Annotated in this window: 21 protein-coding genes; 8 read left to right on the forward strand and 13 right to left on the reverse strand. The window is 68.6% G+C overall.

Going from position 1 to position 20326, the window contains the following annotated elements:
• Positions 1–3: 3 nt before the first annotated feature.
• From ACIQ7H_RS13140 to ACIQ7H_RS13150, 3 genes are read right to left on the reverse strand one after another with little or no spacing between them, the layout of a single operon-like run.
• Positions 4–936 (reverse strand): histone deacetylase family protein, encoded by a 933-nt coding sequence (locus ACIQ7H_RS13140; protein ID WP_395792176.1) that lies wholly within the window; start codon positions 934–936, stop codon positions 4–6.
• 41 nt (positions 937–977) lie between these two features.
• On the reverse strand, positions 978–1532 hold the full coding sequence (locus ACIQ7H_RS13145) for a cob(I)yrinic acid a,c-diamide adenosyltransferase (RefSeq protein ID WP_395792178.1): 555 nt from the start codon (positions 1530–1532) through the stop codon (positions 978–980).
• A gap of 5 nt (positions 1533–1537) precedes the next feature.
• Entirely contained in the window at positions 1538–2089 is a 552-nt protein-coding gene (locus tag ACIQ7H_RS13150) for a DUF6580 family putative transport protein (RefSeq protein ID WP_395792180.1), read from the reverse strand.
• Positions 2090–2361: 272 nt separating this feature from the next.
• Here ACIQ7H_RS13150 and ubiH point away from each other — a divergent pair, with 272 nt between their 5' ends.
• From ubiH to ACIQ7H_RS13185, 7 genes are all read left to right on the forward strand, one after another.
• Positions 2362–3591: a 2-octaprenyl-6-methoxyphenyl hydroxylase gene (gene ubiH, locus ACIQ7H_RS13155; protein ID WP_395792182.1), complete on the forward strand. Its 1230-nt coding sequence runs from the start codon at positions 2362–2364 to the stop codon at positions 3589–3591.
• On the forward strand, positions 3588–4820 hold the full coding sequence (locus tag ACIQ7H_RS13160; protein WP_395792184.1) for an FAD-dependent oxidoreductase: 1233 nt from the start codon (positions 3588–3590) through the stop codon (positions 4818–4820). The genes ubiH and ACIQ7H_RS13160 overlap by 4 nt, the downstream gene beginning before the upstream one ends.
• Positions 4821–5060: 240 nt before the next feature.
• The gene (locus ACIQ7H_RS13165; RefSeq protein ID WP_395792186.1) at positions 5061–5864 is read left to right on the forward strand and encodes a hypothetical protein; all 804 of its coding nucleotides are present in this window, start codon (positions 5061–5063) and stop codon (positions 5862–5864) included.
• 149 nt (positions 5865–6013) lie between these two features.
• Positions 6014–7150, forward strand: a complete 1137-nt coding sequence (locus ACIQ7H_RS13170) for a sensor histidine kinase (protein ID WP_395792188.1) — start codon at positions 6014–6016, stop codon at positions 7148–7150.
• Between the two features lie 159 nt (positions 7151–7309).
• Entirely contained in the window at positions 7310–8116 is an 807-nt protein-coding gene (locus ACIQ7H_RS13175) for a LytR/AlgR family response regulator transcription factor (protein WP_395792190.1), read from the forward strand.
• Positions 8117–8327: 211 nt separating this feature from the next.
• On the forward strand, positions 8328–11402 hold the full coding sequence (locus ACIQ7H_RS13180) for an efflux RND transporter permease subunit (protein WP_395792192.1): 3075 nt from the start codon (positions 8328–8330) through the stop codon (positions 11400–11402).
• A 237-nt stretch (positions 11403–11639) separates the two neighbouring features.
• Complete coding sequence (locus tag ACIQ7H_RS13185; protein ID WP_395792194.1) at positions 11640–12989, forward strand: efflux RND transporter periplasmic adaptor subunit; 1350 nt, start codon at positions 11640–11642, stop codon at positions 12987–12989.
• Positions 12990–13071: 82 nt separating this feature from the next.
• Here the strand turns inward: ACIQ7H_RS13185 and ACIQ7H_RS13190 are convergent, their stop codons facing one another.
• The 9 genes from ACIQ7H_RS13190 to ACIQ7H_RS13230 all read right to left on the reverse strand — a co-directional run bounded on the left by ACIQ7H_RS13190 (position 13072) and on the right by ACIQ7H_RS13230 (position 18475).
• Entirely contained in the window at positions 13072–13851 is a 780-nt protein-coding gene (locus tag ACIQ7H_RS13190; protein ID WP_395792196.1) for a DUF2189 domain-containing protein, read from the reverse strand.
• Between the two features lie 64 nt (positions 13852–13915).
• Positions 13916–14251, reverse strand: a complete 336-nt coding sequence (locus ACIQ7H_RS13195; protein ID WP_395792198.1) for a hypothetical protein — start codon at positions 14249–14251, stop codon at positions 13916–13918.
• 340 nt (positions 14252–14591) lie between these two features.
• Positions 14592–15845 (reverse strand): RNA polymerase sigma factor, encoded by a 1254-nt coding sequence (locus tag ACIQ7H_RS13200; protein ID WP_395792200.1) that lies wholly within the window; start codon positions 15843–15845, stop codon positions 14592–14594.
• Positions 15838–16206, reverse strand: a complete 369-nt coding sequence (locus ACIQ7H_RS13205) for a DUF1428 domain-containing protein (RefSeq protein ID WP_395792202.1) — start codon at positions 16204–16206, stop codon at positions 15838–15840. Before ACIQ7H_RS13205 ends, ACIQ7H_RS13200 begins: the two co-directional genes overlap by 8 nt.
• A 54-nt stretch (positions 16207–16260) precedes the next feature.
• The gene (locus ACIQ7H_RS13210) at positions 16261–16716 is read right to left on the reverse strand and encodes an SRPBCC family protein (RefSeq protein ID WP_395792204.1); all 456 of its coding nucleotides are present in this window, start codon (positions 16714–16716) and stop codon (positions 16261–16263) included.
• A 30-nt stretch (positions 16717–16746) separates the two neighbouring features.
• Complete coding sequence (locus ACIQ7H_RS13215) at positions 16747–17079, reverse strand: YciI family protein (RefSeq protein ID WP_395792206.1); 333 nt, start codon at positions 17077–17079, stop codon at positions 16747–16749.
• A 64-nt stretch (positions 17080–17143) separates the two neighbouring features.
• A complete protein-coding gene (locus tag ACIQ7H_RS13220) occupies positions 17144–17419 on the reverse strand; it encodes a hypothetical protein (protein ID WP_395792208.1) in 276 nt (91 codons plus the stop codon).
• Positions 17420–17594: 175 nt separating this feature from the next.
• Positions 17595–18014: a hypothetical protein gene (locus tag ACIQ7H_RS13225; protein ID WP_395792210.1), complete on the reverse strand. Its 420-nt coding sequence runs from the start codon at positions 18012–18014 to the stop codon at positions 17595–17597.
• Positions 18015–18076: 62 nt separating this feature from the next.
• Positions 18077–18475 carry a GFA family protein gene (locus ACIQ7H_RS13230; protein WP_395792212.1) on the reverse strand — a complete coding sequence of 133 codons (399 nt, stop codon included), beginning with the start codon at positions 18473–18475 and terminating at the stop codon, positions 18077–18079.
• A gap of 269 nt (positions 18476–18744) precedes the next feature.
• On the opposite strand from ACIQ7H_RS13230, the gene ACIQ7H_RS13235 reads away from it, so the two are divergent.
• Positions 18745–19704, forward strand: coding sequence for a carbon-nitrogen hydrolase family protein (locus ACIQ7H_RS13235; RefSeq protein WP_395792214.1), 960 nt, complete (start codon positions 18745–18747; stop codon positions 19702–19704).
• A 41-nt stretch (positions 19705–19745) separates the two neighbouring features.
• On the opposite strand, the gene ACIQ7H_RS13240 is transcribed toward ACIQ7H_RS13235, so the two are convergent.
• Positions 19746–20222 carry a cytochrome c biogenesis CcdA family protein gene (locus tag ACIQ7H_RS13240; RefSeq protein WP_395792216.1) on the reverse strand — a complete coding sequence of 159 codons (477 nt, stop codon included), beginning with the start codon at positions 20220–20222 and terminating at the stop codon, positions 19746–19748.
• Between the last annotated feature and the right edge of the window lie 104 nt (positions 20223–20326).

The raw sequence follows: 20326 nt of genomic DNA on the forward strand, positions 1-20326 counted from the left end.
CGATCAGGCCGCGGCCATCTCGGCGCTGGCCAGCGCACGCACATGGGCAACGCTGCAGTCGCGCAGAGCGGTCAGGCTGTAGCCGCCCTCCAGCGTCGACACCAGTCGGCCCTGGGCATGGCGATTGGCGATCTCCATCAGCTCCAGGGTCAGCCAGGCGAAGTCGCCGGCCTCAAGGTTCAGCCCGGCCAGCGGATCGAGCCGATGGCCATCGAAGCCGGCCGACACCAGCACCAGTTCAGGCCTGAAAGCATTCAGCGCCGGCAGGCCGTGCTGGCGGTAGACATCGCGCAGGAACTCGCCGTCGGCACCTTCCGGCAGCGGCAAGTTGAGGATGTTGCCGGCACCGGTTTCGTCAGCGTTGCCGCTGTAGGGATACAGCGGCGACTGGTGGCTGGACAGGTACAGCACGCGCGGGTCGTCCCAGAAGATATCCTGGCTGCCGTTGCCGTGATGAACGTCGAAATCGATGATCGCCACGCGCTTGAGGCCATGCATCTCCAGTGCATGCGCCGCGCCGACTGCGACCGAGTTGATCAGGCAGAACCCCATCGCTTCGGCTCGCGTGGCGTGGTGACCCGGCGGGCGCACCGCGCAGAACGCGCGCCTGGCATCGCCCGCCATCACTGCATCGATCGCTGCACACACCGCGCCTGCCGCATGGCGCGCGGCCTCGGGCGAATCCGCGTTCATCACGGTGTCGTCGTCGATCCGCAGCGTGTGCTCGATCGAGACGTCGAGGATCCGTGCGACCAATTCCGGCGTGTGTGCGCGCAGCAGTTGTTCGCGGCTGGCACGCGGCGCCTCGCGCCAGTCCAGCGGCAGTTCGTCGAGAGCATGCAGGGCGGCCAGCACCGTGGCCAGGCGCTGCGGCGATTCCGGATGGCCCGGGCCGGCACTATGGCGGATGCAGACGGGGTGGGTGAACAGCAGCATCCGGCGTGCCTCGATCTACGGTGAGGGGGAGCGTTGCGTCTCTAGCCGTTGCGCCGGGTGTGCTGCCACAGCACTTCGCTGGCGCCATCCACCCGCGCCAGCACGCGTGCCATCACGAACAGCAGGTCCGACAGGCGGTTCAGGTATCGGATCGCCTGCGGACGCACCGCGTCGTGGCGGGCCAGCGAGACGACATCGCGCTCGGCGCGGCGACACACCGTGCGCGCCACGTGCGCGTGCGCCGCCGCCGCACTGCCACCGGGCAGGATGAAATCCTTCAGCGGCGGCAGATCGGCATTGAGCGCGTCGAGGATGTTCTCCAGCCGATCGATGTCGGCGTCGAAGATCGCCGCATGGCCGGGGATGCACAGCTCGCCGCCGAGGTCGAACAGCTGATGCTGGATCGACACCAGCGGCTCGCGGAGAGTGTCGGGCAGGTTCTGCGCGAGCAGCACGCCGATGTTCGAGTTCAGCTCATCGACGGTGCCGTAGGCGCCGACCCGGGCTGAATCCTTCGCCACCCGGCTGCCGTCACCCAGGCCTGTGCTGCCGTCGTCGCCGGTGCGCGTGTAGATCTTGGAAAGTCGATTGCCCATGGCGATCAGGCCGCTGCCGGTCGCGCATTCAGTGCCGGCAATTGGCGGCTGAGCAGGGCGTAGCCGCCGAACAGCAGCAGGCTCCATACCGCAGTGCCGACCAGCTGGGCGCGGAAGAAGGGCAGGGCGGCGACATAGCACTCGACAAGGCCGATGCTGCACGCGGGGTGGTCGCTGACGCTGCCGGCGGTGGCCCAGACCGCAAAATTGGTGACCAGGAAAAACACCACCGCGCCGACCAGACCGGCCGCACCGACCCGCAGCACGTTCACCCTGCCGCGCAGCCAGAAGCCGAGCATCACCGACAGCGCGACACAGCCGTAGACCACCGGCATCAGGCCGTAGAAGCCGAGGAACAGATCGCTCAGCAGCAGGGCTACCAGCGGCACCGCGAACGCCGCCCAGCGGCTGGCGAAGTAGGCGCCACCGAACAGGGCCATCGCCTCGACCGGGGTGAAGTTCCAGGCGTGCGGCAGCAGGCGCGCGGCGGCGGCGGCGAGGATGAAGCCGGCCAGCACCAGGCTGCGCAGCGGGATCAAGGGGGCGGTGTTTGGCATCTGAATGCTCCAGCTTTGCAGTCTCGACAGCGCGCCGAGGGATCGGCCGCTAGTGTAGTGCTTCGTACTTGGCGGACAGTAGCTGCGAGTGGCTTTGCGTGACTGGCAAGGCGCGACGACGAGTCATAGCAGCGCTATGGCGAGGAGGAGCAACGCCGCCAGCCGCGCAAAGACGCCGCAGGTACGTTCGATCAAGTGCGAAGCACTACACTTAGGATAGCCGAACCGCTCCAGCCGGCGCTGCGTGCCGCGGGGCATCACATGAGTCCGAAATGTCTGCACACATGTCTCACGGCGCCACCTTCGATGTGCTGATCGTCGGCGGCGGCTTGGTCGGCAGCAGCCTGGCCTGCGCGCTGGACGCCAGCCCGCTGCGGATCGGCCTGGTCGAGGCCAGCGCACCTGCGATCGAGCGGCCGCCCAGTTTTGACGAGCGCAATCTGGCGCTGAACCGGCTCAGCCTCGATGCGCTGCATGCACTTGGCGTGCTGGCCCAGCTCGATACCCCGCCAGCGCCGATCCGCGGCGTGCATGTCTCCAGCGCCGGCGACTTCGGTCGGGTGCGCCTGCGCGCCGAAGAACACGGCGTGGACGCATTCGGTGGCGTGGTGATCGCGCGCGAACTCGGCCTCGCGCTTGAACGCCGGCTGGTCGGCTGCGTGAATCTTGCGCGGCGCGCGCCGGCACGCGTAGTGAGCGCGCAGGTCCAGACCGATTCCGTCGCCGTCGAACTCGACAGCGGTGAGTGTCTGCACACCCGGCTGCTGGTGATCGCCGAAGGCACCGACTCGCCATTGCGCGCGCAGCTCGGCCTGGGTGAGTTGCGCAAGGACTACGGCCAGACCCTGTTCGTCAGCGTCGTGCAGCCGGATCGCCCGCATGCGGGCGTTGCCTACGAGCGCTTCACCGTGGACGGGCCGGTCGCGTGTCTGCCCCTGGCCGGCGGCCGCATCGGCAGCGTGCTGACGGTGCCAACGGCCCAGGCCGAGAGCGTTCTCGGGCTGAACGATGCCGGCTACCTGGAGCTGCTGCAGCAGCGCTTCGGCTGGCGGCTGGGTCGGCTGCGTGCGGTCGGTCGTCGCAGCGCCTATCCGATGCGGCTGGTGACGGCCGAGCGCACGGTCGGCTCGCGCTGCGTGGTGGTGGGCAATGCCGCGCAGACCCTGCATCCGATCGGTGCGCAGGGCTTCAATCTCGGCCTGCGCGATGCGCTGTGCCTGGCCAGCCTGCTGCGTGCGCAGCTGGCCCTGGACCCGGGCGACCCGGGGCGTCTGTCGGAGTACGCGGATCAGCGCGCCGACGACCGCGCTCGCACCATCGATTTCAGCGACGGTCTGGCCGGATTGTTCTGTCACCGCAGCTTTCCGGTGCGGCTGTTGCGTGGCCTGGGCCTGGCTGCGCTTGATCACTTCGCCGATCTGGCGCGGCCGCTGGTGCGCGGCGCGATGGGGCTGAATCCGCGTGCGCTCGAACAGCTCGACCAACTGCGGAGGCCAGCATGAGTCGCATGGGAGTGGCCGCCGGGCGCGCGCAGCCGGCACGTTCGGCCAGCGCGCTGGAAGCGATCGTGGTCGGCGGCGGCATCGTCGGCGCGGCGATTGCATTGGGTCTCGCCCAGCAGGGGCGTCGGGTGGCCTTGGTCGAGTCGCGACCGCCGCAGCCCTGGTCGGCCGAAGTCGAACGCGACCTGCGCGTCTACGCGATCGCCCCCGGCTCGCGCCGGCTGCTGGAGCTGCTCGGCGTCTGGTCGAGTGTTGAAGCGGCGCGCACGCATGCTTACCGGGCGATGGAGGTGTGGGATGCCGGCGGTGGCCGCGCCCTGCGCCTCGATGCATACGAATCCGGCCAGCGCGAGCTCGGCCATATCGTCGAGGCCGGTCTGATCCAGTCGCGGCTTTGGCAGGCGCTGGAGCGCGCCGGGGTGCAACTGCATGCGCCGGCACGGGTGCAGGGCTATGCGGTCGAAACCGATGCCGTGGGCGGGCAGATGGCCGTACTCGATCTTGATCGCGACACCCTGCGCGCACCGCTGTTGATTGCCGCCGATGGCGCGTCCTCGCCGCTGCGCGCGTGGGCGGGAATTGAAGTGCAGGGCCGCGACTATGCCCAGAGCGGACTGGTCGCCTACATCGACACCGCGCAGCCGCACGCCGACACCGCCTGGCAGCGCTTTCTGCCCGGCGGTCCTCTGGCGGTGCTGCCCTGCGCCGACGGGCTGTCGTCGATCGTGTGGAGCCTGCCGACCGCCGAAGCCGAGCGCCTGTGCGCCGCCGATGCGCCGGCCTTCGAGCGCGCACTTGAGCGCGCCTTCGATGGTCGTCTCGGGGCGATGCGCCTGGCCTCGGATCGGGTCGCGTTTGCGCTGAAGCTGCAGCTGGCCAAAACCTATCGCAGCGGGCCGCTGCTGCTGGCGGGGGACGCCGCGCATGCGGTGCATCCGCTGGCCGGCCAGGGCGTCAACCTCGGCCTGCAGGACGCCGCCGAACTGCTCGACCTCTCCAGCGTGGCGGCGACCCGCGGTGCGCCTTTGCACAGCACACGCCTGCTCGACCGCTACGCGCGCCGCCGGCGCAGCGAGAACGAACTGGCGGCCTACGGCTTCGACGGGCTCAACCGTCTGTTCTCGAACGATGCCGTGCTGCCGACCCTGCTGCGCGGACACGCGCTGGGCCTGGCAGGGGCGATCGCGCCGCTGCGGCGGCTGTGGATGGTGCGCGCCAGTGGCGCCTGATTCTGCCCTGGACCAGTGCCGATGCCTGCGCGGGGCATGCGCCGTGCAGGCCATCGCTGCGTGGCGATTGCGCATGGCGATCGGGCGCCAGCCCTGTTGGCAGCCCGCCTGAACCTCGCATCGCTTGCTTCCGAGCCGCCCCGCTGACAAGTCCGTCAGCGCGTGCTATCCAGTGCGCCACCGCTCCTCCGACCCAGGACCTTTATGAGCCGCTCGCCGTCGCCCCGCATCACTCTGTGCATGCACTTGATCCTGATCGCCCTGACCGGGCTGCTGTCGACGGCAGCGCTGGCGCAGCGCGATGACGGCTACATCGGGCCTCAATCCGACAGCGAGCTGCGGTTGGGTGGCATCGGCCAAGGCAGCAAGTCGGGTGGCTATCTGCGCGACTGGGAGTTCTGCGCGAATGAGCGCCAGCGCTGCGACGTGCGTGGCTGGGCCGTGGTGCGCTACGGCGCCGACGGCCGCTATGTCTATCGCGAGGTGCGCAATGCCACGCTCAACTGCGACAACTCGATGTTCGGCGACCCGGCACCACGTCGCGTCAAGAGCTGCGAAGTGCTGTACACCCGCAGCGGTGGCGGTGGCGGTGGCGGTCACTGGGGCAGCGGCGGACCGGGCGGCGGCGACTGGATTCGCTGCGCGCGCGAGGGCAGCGTCTGCCGCTTGCCGGGGCCGGCCGATGTGCGCTACGGCGCCGAGGGCAGATACACCTACGAGCGCTTCGACGGCGGCAGCGTTTTCTGTGACAACGACACCTTCGGCGACCCGGCGCCGCGCCGGAGCAAGGGCTGCGATTTCCAGCCGATCCGTGGTGGATACGGCGGCCCCAACAGCGGCGGCGGCTGGGGCGGCGACGGTTGGAGCGAGTGTGCGAGCGAAGGCGGTTACTGCGAGTTCCGCGGTCGTCGCGCGGTGCGCTACGGCACCAGCCAGCACTATGTGGTGCTCGAGTTCCGCGGTGGTGTCGAATGCAGCAACGATGCTTTCGGCGAAGATCCGGCGCCGCGCAGGCGCAAGCAGTGCTGGATCGAGTCTTACTGAACTGAGTATCGCCGGCGCGAGGCTCTGCGGCGTTCGCCGAAGCAAGTCTGCGCCAGCCCGTGCGAGCTGTGCGCCGAGCCGTTAGCGGCGCACAGCTTCGGGATTCAGACCTCGCGTAGCATGCGCGGTTGGATTCCATCGGACTCGCCATGGCTGCTGCCTCCAGCGCGCTGCAGGCCCCTGCTCAGGCAACCGGTGCGCGCGCAGATGCGCCGCGCCGATTGTTCTGGTGGCTGCACATCGTTGGCTGGCTGGGCTATTTCGGGCTGAGCTTTCTGGGCGCGCTGGCGCACGGCAAAGGCCTGCATTACGCGATGGTGCCGGCCGCCACTGCGATTGCGGGCGCGCTGGGCACCGGTCTGCTGCGGCCGTGGTTGCACCGGTTGCGTGGCCGGCCGATGCCGCAGCAGCTGCTGCTTTCGGCGGTGCCGGTGCTGCTGGCCTCGGTGCTGATGGGTGCTGCCTACATCGTGGTGCTGATCGAGTACTGCAGCGACTGCCGGCCCACCAGCCAGCTCGGTTACCTCGCCTATGCCGTCAGCCATCTCTACGTGGTGCTGACCTGGCTTGGCCTGTACCTCGGCCTGACCACGTATCGCCAGCTGCAGGCGGAGAGCCGGCGACTGCTGGAAGCCAACGCAATGGCCCACCAGGCGCAGCTGAAGATGCTGCGCTACCAGCTCAACCCGCACTTCCTGTTCAACACCTTGAATGCAATCTCGACCCTGATCCTCGATCGAGACACACCCACGGCCAATGCGATGGTGCTGGGCCTGTCGGGCTTCTTGCGTCATTCGCTGGACAGCGATCCGATGCAGCGGGTCAGCCTGCGTCAGGAGCTGGAGGCGATGCAGCTGTACCTCGGCATCGAGCGCATCCGCTTTGACGAGCGTCTGCGGCTTCAGACCCACATCGCCGCAGATTGCTTCGGTGCACTGGTGCCCAGCCTGATCCTGCAGCCGCTGATCGAGAACGCCATCAAATACGCGGTGGCACCGCGGATCGAGGGCGGCAGCCTGTGGATCGAGGCACGTCGAACGGGGGCGCAGCTGGTGCTGACGGTGCGCGATGACGGTCCCGGCTGCCCGCATCTGCGCGATGACGGTGCGCTGCCGCCGGGCAATGGGGTTGGCTTGCGCAACGTGTTCGAGCGGGTGCGGGTGCTGTATGGCGAAAGCGGCAGCAGCCGCGCCAGCAACCGGCCCGAGGGCGGCTTGGAAGTTGAACTGCGGCTGCCGTTCGAGCTGCCGCGGCGCGACGAGAGCTTATCGAATGCAAACGCGTGATCGATCCGAGTCGGTGAGATCGGCGGCAGGCGTTGTTCACGAGGTGCTGTGGGCGGCACCAGCGCTTACCCGCGCACCGGAGATGCAGAAGCTCGCCTGCCGCGTTGCGCTGCCTGCACTTGTTGGCGGCGGCAGTGCGGCGCGCGGATCGAGCTGGCGATGAACAGTGCACTTCTGCGCACCCTGCTGGTGGATGACGAGCCGCTGGCCCGGCGCGGACTGCGGCTGCGGCTGGCTGAGAGCGCCGACGTCGAGATCATCGGCGAATGTGGCGATGGCGTGGCGGCGGTGCAGGCGATCCGGCAGCACCGCCCCGACCTGGTGTTCCTGGATGTGCAGATGCCCGGCCTGGACGGTTTCGGTGTGCTGGCCGAACTGGCGCTGGACGACCTGCCGCCGGTGGTCTTCGTCACCGCGTTCGATCACTACGCGCTGCGCGCGTTCGAGACCGCGGCGGTCGACTATCTGCTGAAGCCGGTCGATGCCGAACGTTTGCAACAGGCGCTGCAGCGCGTGCGCGATCGCCGTCAGCAGAATGCGCACTCCGCACACACGACCCACTTGTTGGCCCTGCTCGGCGGCTTGTCCGGCCGCAGCGATTTGAGTCTGGACGAAGCCTTGGCGGCCGAGCGCGCTGAAGAGCTGCGCCGCAGCGACCGGCTGTCGATCCGCGATGGCGGCAGGGTGCTGCTGGTCGCACTCGCCAACATCCGCTGGATCGACGCCGCTGGCGACTACATGTGCATTCACACCGACAGCGGCACGCATGTGTTGCGAGCAACCCTGCGGCAGTTGGAATCCGAGCTGGATCCATCGCGCTTTCCCCGCATTCATCGCTCGACGATCGTGAATGCGGCGCGCGTGGTCGAGATGCGTCCGCATCTGAACGGTGAGGCGTTCCTACGCCTCGACTGCGGACAGGAGCTCAAGCTGTCGCGGGGTTTCCGCGAGCGCTTCAAGCTCTGAGAACTCGCGCGCGGCCGATCAGACCCACTGCGCACGCCCCTGAATGCGTCGTTTCGCCCTGCTGGAGGTCATGCCTGCAGGGGCCCTCCAGACGCTTCGGCGCAGGCCGCACACGCTTCGTCGCAAGCCCTGCAACCTTCGTGACCACTGATGCATCCGAACTGGCATCGAGCACGTGCAGCCTGCACGCGTTCTCGCACGGATGCCGAGCATGCAACTCACTGAAAGCGCATTGCGCAACCCACCGGCGGTGGCCGCGGTCCTGGCCCTGATTCTCCTGTTCGGCGGGCTGGCCCTGTATCGCCTGCCGCTGCAGCTGTTTCCGGATATCGAGCGGCCGCAGCTTTCGGTGTCATCGAACTGGCGCGCGGCGTCGCCGCAGGAGCTGGAGTCGGAAATCGTTGAACCGATCGAGCGGGTGATGCAGGGCCTGCCGGGCTTGGAGTCGATGGAGTCGAACATCGGCAACGGTTTCGGCGGCGTCAATCTCAGCTTTGCGGTGGGCAGCGACATGAAATCCGCTGCGGTCGAGGTGATTTCGCGCCTGAACAGACTGCCGCCGCTGCCCCGTGAAGCCAGCCCGCCGGTGCTGCAAAGCGCGGGTGACAGCAATAGCACGCTGACCTTCTTCTTCGTGCAGCAGCTTCCCGGCAGTACGGGCGACCTCAACGAGCACCTGCGCCTGATCGAGGAGCGTCTGGTGCCGCGCTTCGAGTCGATCCCCGGTGTGGCGGCGGTCGAGATCCAGGGCGGCATGCCCGAGGAGCTGCGCATCAGCGTCGACTTGAATCGCGCCGCTGCACTCGGTATCGAGCTGCCGCTGATCGCCCGCCAGGCCGCGCGCGCCACCGATGTCTCCGCGGGGCTGGTTGAAGATGGCCGGCGCGAGTACAGCCTGCGCTTCGCCGGCCGCTATGCGCCCGAGGAACTCGGCGAGCTGGTGCTGGCCTGGCGCGAGGGCCGCCCGGTGCGACTGCGCGATGTCGCCAACATCCGGGTGCAGCCGGTCGAGGCGCGCTTCTTCAGCTACCAGAACGGCAATCCGGCGATCGGCCTGCGCTTTCTGCGCCAAGCCGATGCCAACGTGTTGGCTACGCTGGCGGCGGTGCGCGCCGAAGTCGACCGTGTGCGTGAGACCGAGCTGAAGCCGCTTGGCCTCGACATCCAGCAGAGCTTCGATGCCTCGGTATTCATCCAGCGTGCGATCAGCCTGCTGTCCGGCAATCTGCTCGCCGGCATGCTGCTGGCGGTGGGCTGCCTGTGGTGGTTCCTGCGTGATCTGCGGGCCACCCTGCTGATCGCCGCGGCGATTCCGATCTGCCTGCTGTCGACCTTCATCGTGCTGCAGCTGGGCGGCCGCAGCTTGAACGTGATCTCGCTGGCTGGCCTTGCGTTCGCGGTGGGCATGGTGATGGACGCCGCCGTTGTTGTGGCCGAGAACATCCTGCGCCTGCGCGAGGCCGGCATGGCGCGCTTTGAGGCCGCACTGCAGGGCACCCGCGAGGTGGGCGGTGCGTTGCTGGCCTCCACCCTGACCACCGTGGCGGTGTTCCTGCCGGTGCTGAGCCTGCAGGACGTCGAGGGCCAGCTGTTCGCCGATCTGGCGTTGACGGTGTCGATCGCGGTGTCGATTTCGCTGCTGGTCGCGCTCACCGTTCTGCCGGCGGCGGCCGGACGCTGGTTGAACCCTGGCGCGCGCGGAAAGCTCGCCCACGGTTGGCCGCAGCTGACCGAGCGGGTGCTCGTCTGGACCGCGACCCGGCCACGGCAGTGGGTCGGTGCGGCCCTGCTGGTGCTGGCGCCGGCGCTGCTGGCCTGGCTGCTGATGCCACAACTCGACTACCTGCCGCCGGTCAAACGTGCGGCGGTCGACGCCCAGTTCAGTTTTCCGCCCGGCATGAGCCCCGCGCGGGTCAATGCGGAACTGGTGCCGACCCTGCTCGAGCGCATGCGCCCGTTCATGGACGGCGAGCGTGCGCCCCAACTCAGCAACTGGTATCTGAGCGTGTGGTCGGGCGGCGGCACCATCGGCGCACGCGTCACCGACCCCGACACCATCGGCGAGCTGGAGCGACTGGTGCGCGATGAAGTCATCCAGGGCCTGCCCGACACGCGCGCGTTTGCGGCCGAGGGTGAACTGTTCGGTGGCTTTGGCACTTCGGCGCGCGCGATCAGCGTCCACCTGCAGCATGCGGATGGTGATGCGCTGCGCGAGGCGGCCACAGCCGCGCGCGAGAAGCTGAGCACGCGTTTTCCCGGTGCCAATGTGCAGGTGCTGCCGAATGCGGATGTCGCTACGCCCGAGCTGCGGGTGCTGCCCGATGACCGTCGTTTGGCTGAAGTCGGCTGGGCCCGCGCGGATCTCGCGGACGCCGTGCGCGTGCTCGGTCAAGGCCTGTGGCTGGGCGAGCATTTCGATGGCGATAGCCGCCTGCCAATCCTGCTTGGCGTCGACAGCGGCCGTAGCGATTCCGTGTCGACGCTCGGTGCGCAGCCGCTGATGACGCCGCTGGGCGGGGTGTTGCCGTTGGCTGAACTCGCCCGCACGGAGACCCTGCTCAGCCCATCCCAGCTGCGCCGCGTCGATGGCCGCCGCAGCCTCACCCTGGTGTTCGATCCGCCGGCAGACCTCGCCCTGGAGGACGCGCTGAACGTGCTGGAGGCCGAGATCCTGCCCGAGCTGCGCCAGCTGCTGCCGGCCGATGCCGGCATCCGCATGGCCGGCAGCGCGGATCGTCTGGACGCCATCGTCGGCTCGATGGGCGCGAACTTCGGGCTTGCGCTGGTGGTGCTGTTTCTGCTGATGGCGGCGATGTTCCGCTCGCTGACCGACAGCGCCCTGGTGATGGCCAGCCTGCCGCTGGCCGTGTTGGGCGGCGTGCTCGGGCTGTGGGCGCTGAAGCTCACCGTCGGCCAGAACCTCGACCTGCTGTCGATGATCGGCTTCGTGATGCTGCTCGGCATGGTGGTCAACACCGCCATCCTGCTGCTGGCGCAGACCCGGTCGGCGCAGTCGCGCGGGCTGAGCATCGAGGACGCCCTGCGCGAGGCGATGAACCAGCGCCTGCGCCCGGTGTTGATCGCCGCGCTCACCGGCGTGTTCGGTGCACTGCCGATGGCGATCAGCCCCGGCCCGGGTGCCGCGATCTACCGCGGGCTCGCTGCGGTCAGCGTCGGCGGTGTCGCGCTGTCGCTGGTGTTCACCTTCGTGCTGGTGCCGGTGTTGGCGCGGCTGTTCGAGCGCCAGCGCGTGGCGGCCGTTGAACCTGCGGCGGTGCCGGCATGAGGGCCTATGTGCGTGCTGCCGGCCGCCTGCGGTCAGCGCCGCCCGCACGAACGAATCATGCGCCTTCATGCGTTCGGAGTTCGATCAAACGCGACGCAGGGATGCGTCGCAGAGGCGGCCAGGGATGGCCGCGGGTGGCTGCATAGGCAGCCACCGCCGGGTGGCGCGGGAGCGTCATCACTGCGGGTCGCGGCCAGGACGGTCGCGGCCCTTCCATGGAACCTGAGGAGATGCGTCATGCCGAGAACAACCCGCCGATCGCCGCGTTCGCACGGCCCACGTCCGCCCAAGGCGCTGCTGCTGTCCGCGGAGCACGCGCCGCCGCACCCGCTGCCAACCGTGACCGCCATTGAACCGGCGGTGACCGCGGCGATCCGCGAAGCCATTACACCCGCCGTGCCGACGCCGGCCCGCGCGTCGGCCGCAGCGCGCAGTGCGCGCCCGCGCCGCGGCCGTTTGGCGCTGGCGCTGGCGACCGTGCTGGCGGTGATCGGCGGCGGCGTGATCTGGCTGACGGGCGACGAGTCCAGCGCGCTTGCCCAGGTGCAGCCGCCCGCGACCGCCGCGGCTGCAGCACCGGCTGCGCCGCCAGCGGTGGTCAGTGTTGCTGAAGTGCAGCGGATGGAGTTCCTGCCGCTGAGCTGGGTCAGCGCCAGCGTGCACAGCCGCGGCGATGCGCGGCTGGCGGCCGAGGTCGGTGGGCGCGTGCTCAGCATTGCCGACGTCGGCACGCGCCTGCGCCGTGGCGAGCCGCTGGCTCAGCTCGACCGCGCCGCGGCGGAGCTGGCCGCAGCTGAGCAGCAGGCACGGATCGGCCGGCTGCGGGTCGAGGCCGAACAGGCCGAGCGCCAGCTCGCGCGCTACCGCCAGCTCGGCGACGCGGGCCATGTGTCCGGCCTGCAGCTGGATGAGGCCGAATCGGGCTTGGCGGCACTGACGGCGCAGCGCGTCGAAGCCGAAGCCGCGCTTGCGCAGATCCATCTGCAGATCGAGCGCGCGCGCCTGTTGGCGCCCTTCGACGGCGTGGTGGTTGAACGCTTCGCGGCGGACGGCGAAATGCTGGCTGCGGGCGCCCCGGTGCTGCGTCTGGTCGACACGGCTGATCTGGAAGTGCGCGCGCGTGCGCCGGTGGCGCTGGCGTCCAGCCTCCGCGCGGGCTCCAAGGTCGAGCTGCGAGTCGGCGATGTCTCGCATCCGCTGTCGCTGGGTACCGTGGTGCCGGTCGGAGATGAGGTCTCGCGCCAGCTCGAACTGCGTCTGCCGCTGCACGGCCTGTCGCTGCCGGTCGGCACGGCGCTTGAGCTGGGTCTGCCGACGGCGGCCGCGCGCGAAGTGCTGGCGGTGCCGCGTGATGCGGTGGTGCTTCGTCGCGAGGGCAATCACGTGCTGCGCGTCGATGCTGACTCACAGGCCGAGCGTGTCGCAGTGGAGGTCGGCGAGCGCCACGGCGACTTCGTCGAAGTGCGCGGGGCGCTGGCGGCAGGCGACCGCATCATCGTCCGCGGCGCCGAGCGGCTGCGCGAAGGTCAGACGGTTGCGGTGCTCAGCGCTGAGCCCGATGCGGATCTGGCGGCGCTGCTGCGCTGACGGGTTGCAGGCGACGCCGACGCGTCAGCGACTGCGCTCGGGTCGCCTGAACTTCTTCGGGTGCATGCGTCCTGTCGACTGGCTAGTCCAGCGCTGGCCACTCGCGGGTGTCCAGGGTCTCGCGGTAGCCGTGCCAGGCCGCATAGGCCAGCCAAGGCATCACGATGCCCAGGCCGAGGAAGGCGCTGGCAAAGCCGAGCGCGGTCAGCAGCGCGATCAGCACGCCCCAGAACAACATCACCGCCTTGTTGCGCAGCACCGCGTGAATGCTGGAGACACAGGCGGTGACCATATCGACATCGCGATCGGCGATCATCGGTAGCGAGAACGCCGCGGTGGCGAAGGTGATCGCCGCGAACACCGAGCCAACCGCGGAACCGATCAGCAGGAACTCGAGCAAGCCCTGCAGGCTGCCGCTTTGCATCGGCACAAAGGCGCTGACCATCATCCCGGCCCGCGACCACAGCAGCAGGATCACCAGCTGTGCCAGCGCGAACACGCCGGCCTGGCCGATCACCCGTCGCGCCAGTGCGAACGAATCGGCAAGGCTGGGCTGGCGCCCGGCCTCCAGCCCGCGGCTGACGCAGTACAGGCCGACCGCGATCAGCGGCGCGATGAACACGAAGCCCGACAGCAACGTTGCCAGCAGGGCGAACCGACCCAGCGACCAGGCGAGTGCCGATACCGCGATGCTGACCAGCACGATGACCGCACCGAACAGCAGGCTCAAGCCCGGCGCGCGCCGGAAGTCACCCCAGCCCAGCCGCAGCCAGCGCAGCGGCGCGCGTAGTTCCAACTGGGCGCACGGCACCACGAAAGGCCGCGTTTCGTCGTCGGCGGCGGCGGGCGGCTTTGCGGTCATTGCGAGCTCCGGCAGCGGATGGCGAGCCTACACCTCCGGCTCGTCATCCGCTGCAGCGCCAGAGTCAGTCGGTCAGAGTGTAGCTGCCGGTTTCGCACAGATTCACGCCGCCACGATCAACCACATCGCCATCGTCGAAGACGAAGCGCAGGTCGTATTCGCACTGCTCGCGGCCGTCGCCGATGGTGATCTGGCTGTACTCGCCGGAGCCCAGCACGCCGGTGCCGAGGATGTCTTCTTCCCACTCGCCGACGTCCGAGGGCGAGGCGTAAAACTCGACGACGACGAAGCTGGAGTTGTTGGTCAGGGTGAAGGTCAGGTCTTCGGCCTTCGCTGACGCGCTGACCAGGGCGAGGGCGAGAACGGTTGAGCAATTCAGGGCGCTGCGGACGGTAAGCATGTAGGTTCTCTCTGGTGTTGGCCCAAAGCCAGGGCCGTGGCGAGCATAGGGGATGGCTTGCTTCGAAGCCGGGCATTGCCGCTGCGGGCGGGGTATTCGTTCAGCTGTCTGGCCCGCGCTGCAAGCGACCGCGCAAATGCAAACCGCGTGCTGGCGAGCGTGGCCGGCTGACGGCGCTCGCGCGACCAGATCGCAGCGAGATGTGCGGGTCGGTCGACCGCTGAGGAGAGCGTATCGCTGCGCGCTTGCTGGACTCGGGCGCGTTGTGCCGTTGCTGCAAGGATCCGATCAATCGCGTTGCTGCACCCTTGCGAGCATCGGCCATGCCCGATCGCTCGGCTCAGGCAGCGGCCAGCTCCGCCAAGCGCCGCGCGAAATAGCGTTGCTCCGGGCCCTGCCGGCTCAGCGCCAGCGCGCGTGCATAGGCCAAGCTCGCGGCCTCAGTGCGGCCGAGGCGTCGCAGCAGGTCGGCCTGCGCTGCATGGGCAGGGCAATAGTCCTGCAGCTGACCGGATTCGATCAGGGCGTCGATCAGGTCAAGCCCGGCCTGCGGGCCCGCGCACATCGCGATCGCCACGGCGCGGTTCAGCGCGACGACCGCGCTTGGCTCGACGCGTTGCAGCACTTCGTACAGGCCTGCGATCTGGCGCCAGTCAGTGTCGGCGGCGGCGGCCGCCTCGGCGTGCACGGCAGCGATCGCTGCCTGCAGGCTGTAGGGCCCGATGCGGCGCGAGCGCAGCGCATGCTGCACGCGGACGCAGCCCTCGTTGATCAGATCGCGGTCCCAGCGGCTGCGGTCCTGGTGTTCCAGCAGCACCAGTTCGCCGGCGTCGTCGCTGCGCGCGGCGCGGCGGGCTTCGGTCAGCAGCATCAGCGCGAGCAGGCCCTGCACTTCGGGTTCGGGCAGCAGTTCGACCAGCAGGCGACCCAAGCGAATGGCCTCGCCGGAGAGGTCGCCGCGGGTCAGCTGTTCGCCTTGGGTCGGTGCATAGCCTTCGGTGAACACCAGGTAGACCACCTTCAGCACGGCGTCCAGCCGCGCCGGCAGCTCAGCCGGGCTTGGCACCACGTACGGGATCTTGGCGGCGCGGATTTTGTTCTTGGCGCGCACGATCCGCTGCGCCAGGGTTGCGGCCGTGGTGAGGAAGCTGCGCGCGATCTCCTCGGTGGTCAACCCGCAGACTTCGCGCAGGGTCAGGGCGATCTGCGCCTCGAAGGCCAGCGCCGGATGGCAGCAGGTGAACATCAGGCGCAGACGGTCGTCTTCGACCGGCTCGAACCCGTCGAGCGTGGGCGGCTCGTGCAGCAGCTCGTGCTCGACCGCGACAGTGCGCGCGACTTCATCGAAGCGCGCGCGCCGGCGCACGCGGTCGATCGCCTTGAAGCGTCCGGCCGAGACCAGCCAAGCCACCGGATTGCCCGGAATGCCCTCGCTGGGCCATTGCTCCATCGCTGCGGCAAAGGCATCCGATACCGCGTCTTCGGCCAGTTCGAAATCGCCGAGCAGGCGGATCAGGGTGGCCAGCACCCGCCGCGAATCGCTGCGGTACAGCGCCTCGATCTGCGCGGCGAGCGCGCTCGACACCTCAGGCATCGGCACGGCCGCCGACCATCACCTCGAAACCGCCGTAGGCCATGCGCTTGCAGTCGAAGGGCATCGATTCCGGTGGCATGTCGGTGATGCGCGGGTCTTTCATCACCAGCGCATTGACCTCGTCGCGGTGCGCGCGTGAGCGGTAGCGGATCCAGGCGAACACGACAGTCTCGCCGTCCTGCGTGCCTGCAAGTTCAGTCAACGGCCGCGCCCACTCGCAGTGAGTATCGTCAGCCACGGCTTCCCAGTAATCGAGGGCGCCGTGCTCCAGCCAGACCGCGCAGGCGGTGCGGGCGATCTCCTTGCAAGCCTCGATCTTGTCGGCGGAGCCGGGCATAACGAAAGCATCGACGTAGGGCATGCGATCTTCCTCGCGGGGATGGTGCATAAAGGGCGGCGCGCGGGTGCGGCGGATTCAGACCGGATGATCCGGGATGTTCGGTTCCACCAATTGCGCCAGCAGGTTCATCGATTCCTGCCAGCCCAGATAGCAGGCCTCGATGGGGATGGCGTCCGGAATGCCGGTTTGCTCGATCCGCAGCTCGGTGCCCATCGCGACCTCGCGCAGTTCGACCGTGGTGATCATCGTGCCGGGCAGTGATTCGGCATCGAAACGGTCGGTGTAGCGCAGGCGCTGGTTCGGCACCAGCTCCAGGTACTCGCCGCCGAAGTGGTGGCTGCTGCCGGTCGAGAAGTTGGTGAACGACATCCGGTAGAAGCCACCGACGCGCGGATCGGAGTGGCTGACCTTGCCGGTGAAGCCGTGTGGTGGGGTCCACTTGGCCATCGCATCGGGGTCGAGAAAGGCGCGATAGACGCGTTCTGCGGGGGCGCGCAGCACGCGGTGCAGGGTGACGGTGCCGGTGGGCATGAAGGCTCTCCTTGGGTTCGGGACTTGGGTTCAGGGGTGCAAATCGCGGATCGGGCGGATCTCGATGCTGCCGACCCGCGCCGGTGGGATGCCGGCGGCGATCTCAATCGCCTGGTCCAGGTGTTGGGCATCGATCAGATAGAAGCCGGCAAGCTGTTCGCGGGTTTCGGCGAAGGGGCCATCGGTGACCTGCACCTGGCCGTCGCGAAGCCGCACCGTGGTGGCGGTGGCCACGGGCTGCAGGGCATTGCCGGCCAGCATCAGGCCGCGCTCGACCAGGCCACCGGCGTAGTGCATGCAGTGGGCATCGTCCAGTTCGACCTGATGGGTTTCGTTGTAGTAGACGAGGCAGAGGTATTTCATGGTTGAGAGCCGGGATTGGGGATTCGGGATTGGGGATTCGTAGAGCCGTCGAGGGCTGAGTCTGCTACGGGGTCGAGCGTTCCAGCGAGTGCAGTTCGAGCAGGTAGCCGGGCGGAAGCGGCTCGCGGGTGGCGAGGCGCAGGGCTTCGTTAAGATCGCGCGCCTCGATCCATTGCACGGCAGCCACGGCGGCTGCGCGGCATTCGGCGAGCGCACAGGGGCGGGCCGGCGTCGGGCCGGGGCCCAGGCGCAGGGCCTCGCCGGCCAGTCGCCAGCGTACGCCGCGCGCTTCGAAAGCAGGCGTGTCAGCGGGTTCGTACAGCAGGGCGAGATAGGGCATGACGTGGGTCTCCAGCCGGTTCCATGGGGGAACTCGGGAAGTGGTCGAAGCAGCGGGTGCGCTTTCGACAGCGCCGGCGCGCGACAGGTTGAGCTGCTGGTCGCACCGTCTGCCGGTGGGCCGGTGGGATCGCCGCCGGCGCAGTGGGTCGCGGCCTATGCAGGGACGCCACGCCTTAAGCCCGCGGCTGAGCCGCCGTTCGGTCGAGCAGTGTTTCGTAGGTGGCAATCGGCACGTGCGCGCCGGCAGCACGCGCCAGCGCTGGATCGAGTGTGACCAGAGCATCGGCCTGCAGTCGGGTGAGCGCGATGTACTCGGCGGTGAACGTGTCCTCCCAGTCGAGCTTTTCCGCGTAGTCCCAAGCGAACCTCTGCAGCACGCGGTCACCCAGCAAGCGGACGTTGAGCGTGCGCATGTGGTCCAGCTGCGCTCCCGCCTCGCCGCGGTCGATCTCTCCCCGTCGCGCGGCTGCGTACAGGTGGGTCACGGTCTGCGAACGCAGCAGGGTGGGAGCGATGAGACTGGTGGCTGCCGTTGGCACTGCCCGCTCGCGAAAGAGACGGAGGGCTGCGTCGAGGGCGATCACGTAGCGCATGGGTCGGGTCACTCGTTCCGGGGGCAGGGCGCAGGTCGGCTTGATCGAGTGCCGGTCGGATCTCAGAACCACAGGTCCCGAACGCAGCGGCCGTCCCGCGGCAGGTCGTCGAAGGTATCGAGGCCGTCGAAATGGTCGATCGGCAGGTTCGCTACCGCCTCGGGCGGGGCCAGACGGACGTTGACCGCCATGCGCCGACGCCCGTCTTCATCGGGCCGCACCGCCCGCCAGGCCAGTACGCAGGCGCAAGCGGGGCAGAAGTGGATCTCGAGAAACGGGTTCTCCCGTTCCCTGCGCGTGTAGACCGAGGTGACACCGGACAAGCGGATGCGTTCCCCCTCCCAGTCATACGCCCAGAGGGCTCCGTAGCGACGGCAGAGCGTGCAGTTGCACGCAGTGATCGAGCCCGGATCGCCGTCGAGCTGCCATTCCACGGCGCCGCAGTGGCAGCTGCCCTTCATACGGGGATGTCCATCTTCTGAGGTCCGGCCCGGTCAATACAGTTCGGCCGCGTCTGCATGTTGACCGAAGCGCCTGGAGTTCGCGACGCGCCGCGCGTCCTTCGGGTTTGTTGGAGCCGCGAGTCGCGCACGGCTGCGGACTCACTGGTCGAACCTGGGAGCGCTGAATCGACAGCGATAGCGCACGATGTCCGAATGTGCCGGGTACGGTTCCGCCGCAGACCGAATCGGGCTAGGATGGGCGCCCTCTCTTACCTCGCGTGCTCGCAATGTCCCAGTCTGCTGCAGGCTTGACAGTGGCTCTGGCCCAGATCGCACCGGTGTGGCTGGATCGAGGCGGCACCCTTGCCAAGGTGGTGGCGCGGGTGGAAGAGGCGGGCTTGCGTGGCGCGCGGCTGGTGGCGTTCGGCGAGGCGCTGCTGCCGGGCTATCCGTTCTGGCTGGAGCACACCGAAGGCGCGCGCTTCGAGTCGCCGCTGCAGAAGCGGCTGTATGCGCACTACGGCGAACAGGCGGTGCAGATTGAGCGGGGTGATCTCGCCCCGGTGTGCGCGGCCGCCCGCGCGGCCGAAGTCCAGGTTGTGCTGGGCATCATCGAGCGCCCCAGCGAGCGCGGTGGCCACAGCCTGTACTGCAGCCTGGTGCTCATCGACGCCTCGGGCGAGATCCGCAACGTGCACCGCAAGCTGGTGCCTACTTACGAAGAGCGCCTGGTCTGGTCGCCCGGTGACGGCCACGGCCTGCGCACGTTCGACCTCGACGGGCTGAAGCTGGGCGCGCTGAATTGTTGGGAGAACTGGATGCCGTTGGCGCGCAGTGCGTTGTACGCGCAAGGTTTGGACATTCACGTCGCGGCGTGGCCGGGCTCGGTGCGCAACACCGAAGACATCACCCGCTTCATCGCGCGCGAAGGCCGTTGTTTCGTCCTCAGTGTCGGTGGGTTGATGCGGCGCCAGGATGTTCCGGCGCATCTGCCCGAGTCCGCGCTTCTGCGGGCCGCGCTGCCCGAGGTCATGGCCAACGGGGGCGCCTGCGTGGCCGCCCCCGACGGCCGCTGGCTGCTGCCGCCGCAGCCGGATGTGGAGCAGCTGTTCATCGTCGAGCTGGACCAATGCGAGGTTGCGCAGGCGCGCCAGAGTCTCGATCTCAGTGGCCACTACAGCCGGCCGGATGTGCTTACGCTGGCGCTGAACACCACGCGCCAGCAAGTGTTGACTCGGTACGACTGAGGCTGTTCGAGATCGAGGCGGTCGTGCCGACCGCAGCGACCTCAGTAGCGCACCGTCAGCTCGGTCAGCCAGGCCGGGGTGAAGTCGAGTAGCCAGGTTTCGAGACGCTTGTCCAAGCCGCTCAACACCAGCAGGCCGATCAGCAGCAGGCTGGCGCCCATAAGCTTCTTGCCGCCATTGCCCGCGGCCAAAAGGCGCTCGCGAAAGCGCGCGAACGCGCTGCGTGAAAACAGGCCGGCGGCCAGCAGCGGCAGCACGGCGCCGAGGCTGAAGACGGTCATGACCACCGCGGCCTGGGCGCTTCCTTCACCTGTGGCGGCGAGTGCAATCGCCGCACCAAGGGTTGGGCCAACGCAAGGGCTCCAGGCCACCCCCAGCAGCGCACCGACGCCGAACTGCGCCGCCGGGTGCTCGCTGCGGATCCGCGCCAGCGTATTGCCGCCGGCACTGCCCACACCAGCGAACAGCCGCGCCAGTCGGTCTTGCAGTGTGGTGCTTATAGAGCCGGCGCCAATTATCCGTGAACTTCAAGCGCCGCCAGCGGTCAAGGTTTCGGTCTTGGATCGGAGGTGTGGCAAATGGAAGCAGTTGACGGTCGGAGCTTGAGTCGAGACGCGCTGCA

Origin of the sequence: Aquimonas sp. (assembly GCF_044377145.1) — a bacterium.
GTDB lineage: Bacteria > Pseudomonadota > Gammaproteobacteria > Xanthomonadales > Xanthomonadaceae > Aquimonas.

Coding starts and splice junctions, on each gene's coding strand:
- ACIQ7H_RS13165 (WP_395792186.1), top strand. CDS start 5,061: ATGCACTTGATCCTGATCGCCCTGACCGGGCTGCTGTCGACGGCAGCG.
- ACIQ7H_RS13185 (WP_395792194.1), top strand. CDS start 11,640: ATGCCGAGAACAACCCGCCGATCGCCGCGTTCGCACGGCCCACGTCCG.
- ACIQ7H_RS13175 (WP_395792190.1), top strand. CDS start 7,310: ATGAACAGTGCACTTCTGCGCACCCTGCTGGTGGATGACGAGCCGCTG.
- ACIQ7H_RS13190 (WP_395792196.1), bottom strand. CDS start 13,851: ATGACCGCAAAGCCGCCCGCCGCCGCCGACGACGAAACGCGGCCTTTC.
- ACIQ7H_RS13205 (WP_395792202.1), bottom strand. CDS start 16,206: ATGCCCTACGTCGATGCTTTCGTTATGCCCGGCTCCGCCGACAAGATC.
- ACIQ7H_RS13195 (WP_395792198.1), bottom strand. CDS start 14,251: ATGCTTACCGTCCGCAGCGCCCTGAATTGCTCAACCGTTCTCGCCCTC.
- ACIQ7H_RS13200 (WP_395792200.1), bottom strand. CDS start 15,845: ATGCCTGAGGTGTCGAGCGCGCTCGCCGCGCAGATCGAGGCGCTGTAC.
- ACIQ7H_RS13235 (WP_395792214.1), top strand. CDS start 18,745: ATGTCCCAGTCTGCTGCAGGCTTGACAGTGGCTCTGGCCCAGATCGCA.
- ACIQ7H_RS13145 (WP_395792178.1), bottom strand. CDS start 1,532: ATGGGCAATCGACTTTCCAAGATCTACACGCGCACCGGCGACGACGGC.
- ACIQ7H_RS13160 (WP_395792184.1), top strand. CDS start 3,588: ATGAGTCGCATGGGAGTGGCCGCCGGGCGCGCGCAGCCGGCACGTTCG.
- ACIQ7H_RS13225 (WP_395792210.1), bottom strand. CDS start 18,014: ATGCGCTACGTGATCGCCCTCGACGCAGCCCTCCGTCTCTTTCGCGAG.
- ACIQ7H_RS13230 (WP_395792212.1), bottom strand. CDS start 18,475: ATGAAGGGCAGCTGCCACTGCGGCGCCGTGGAATGGCAGCTCGACGGC.
- ACIQ7H_RS13180 (WP_395792192.1), top strand. CDS start 8,328: ATGCAACTCACTGAAAGCGCATTGCGCAACCCACCGGCGGTGGCCGCG.
- ACIQ7H_RS13220 (WP_395792208.1), bottom strand. CDS start 17,419: ATGCCCTATCTCGCCCTGCTGTACGAACCCGCTGACACGCCTGCTTTC.
- ACIQ7H_RS13215 (WP_395792206.1), bottom strand. CDS start 17,079: ATGAAATACCTCTGCCTCGTCTACTACAACGAAACCCATCAGGTCGAA.
- ACIQ7H_RS13170 (WP_395792188.1), top strand. CDS start 6,014: ATGGCTGCTGCCTCCAGCGCGCTGCAGGCCCCTGCTCAGGCAACCGGT.
- ubiH (WP_395792182.1), top strand. CDS start 2,362: ATGTCTGCACACATGTCTCACGGCGCCACCTTCGATGTGCTGATCGTC.
- ACIQ7H_RS13140 (WP_395792176.1), bottom strand. CDS start 936: ATGCTGCTGTTCACCCACCCCGTCTGCATCCGCCATAGTGCCGGCCCG.
- ACIQ7H_RS13210 (WP_395792204.1), bottom strand. CDS start 16,716: ATGCCCACCGGCACCGTCACCCTGCACCGCGTGCTGCGCGCCCCCGCA.
- ACIQ7H_RS13150 (WP_395792180.1), bottom strand. CDS start 2,089: ATGCCAAACACCGCCCCCTTGATCCCGCTGCGCAGCCTGGTGCTGGCC.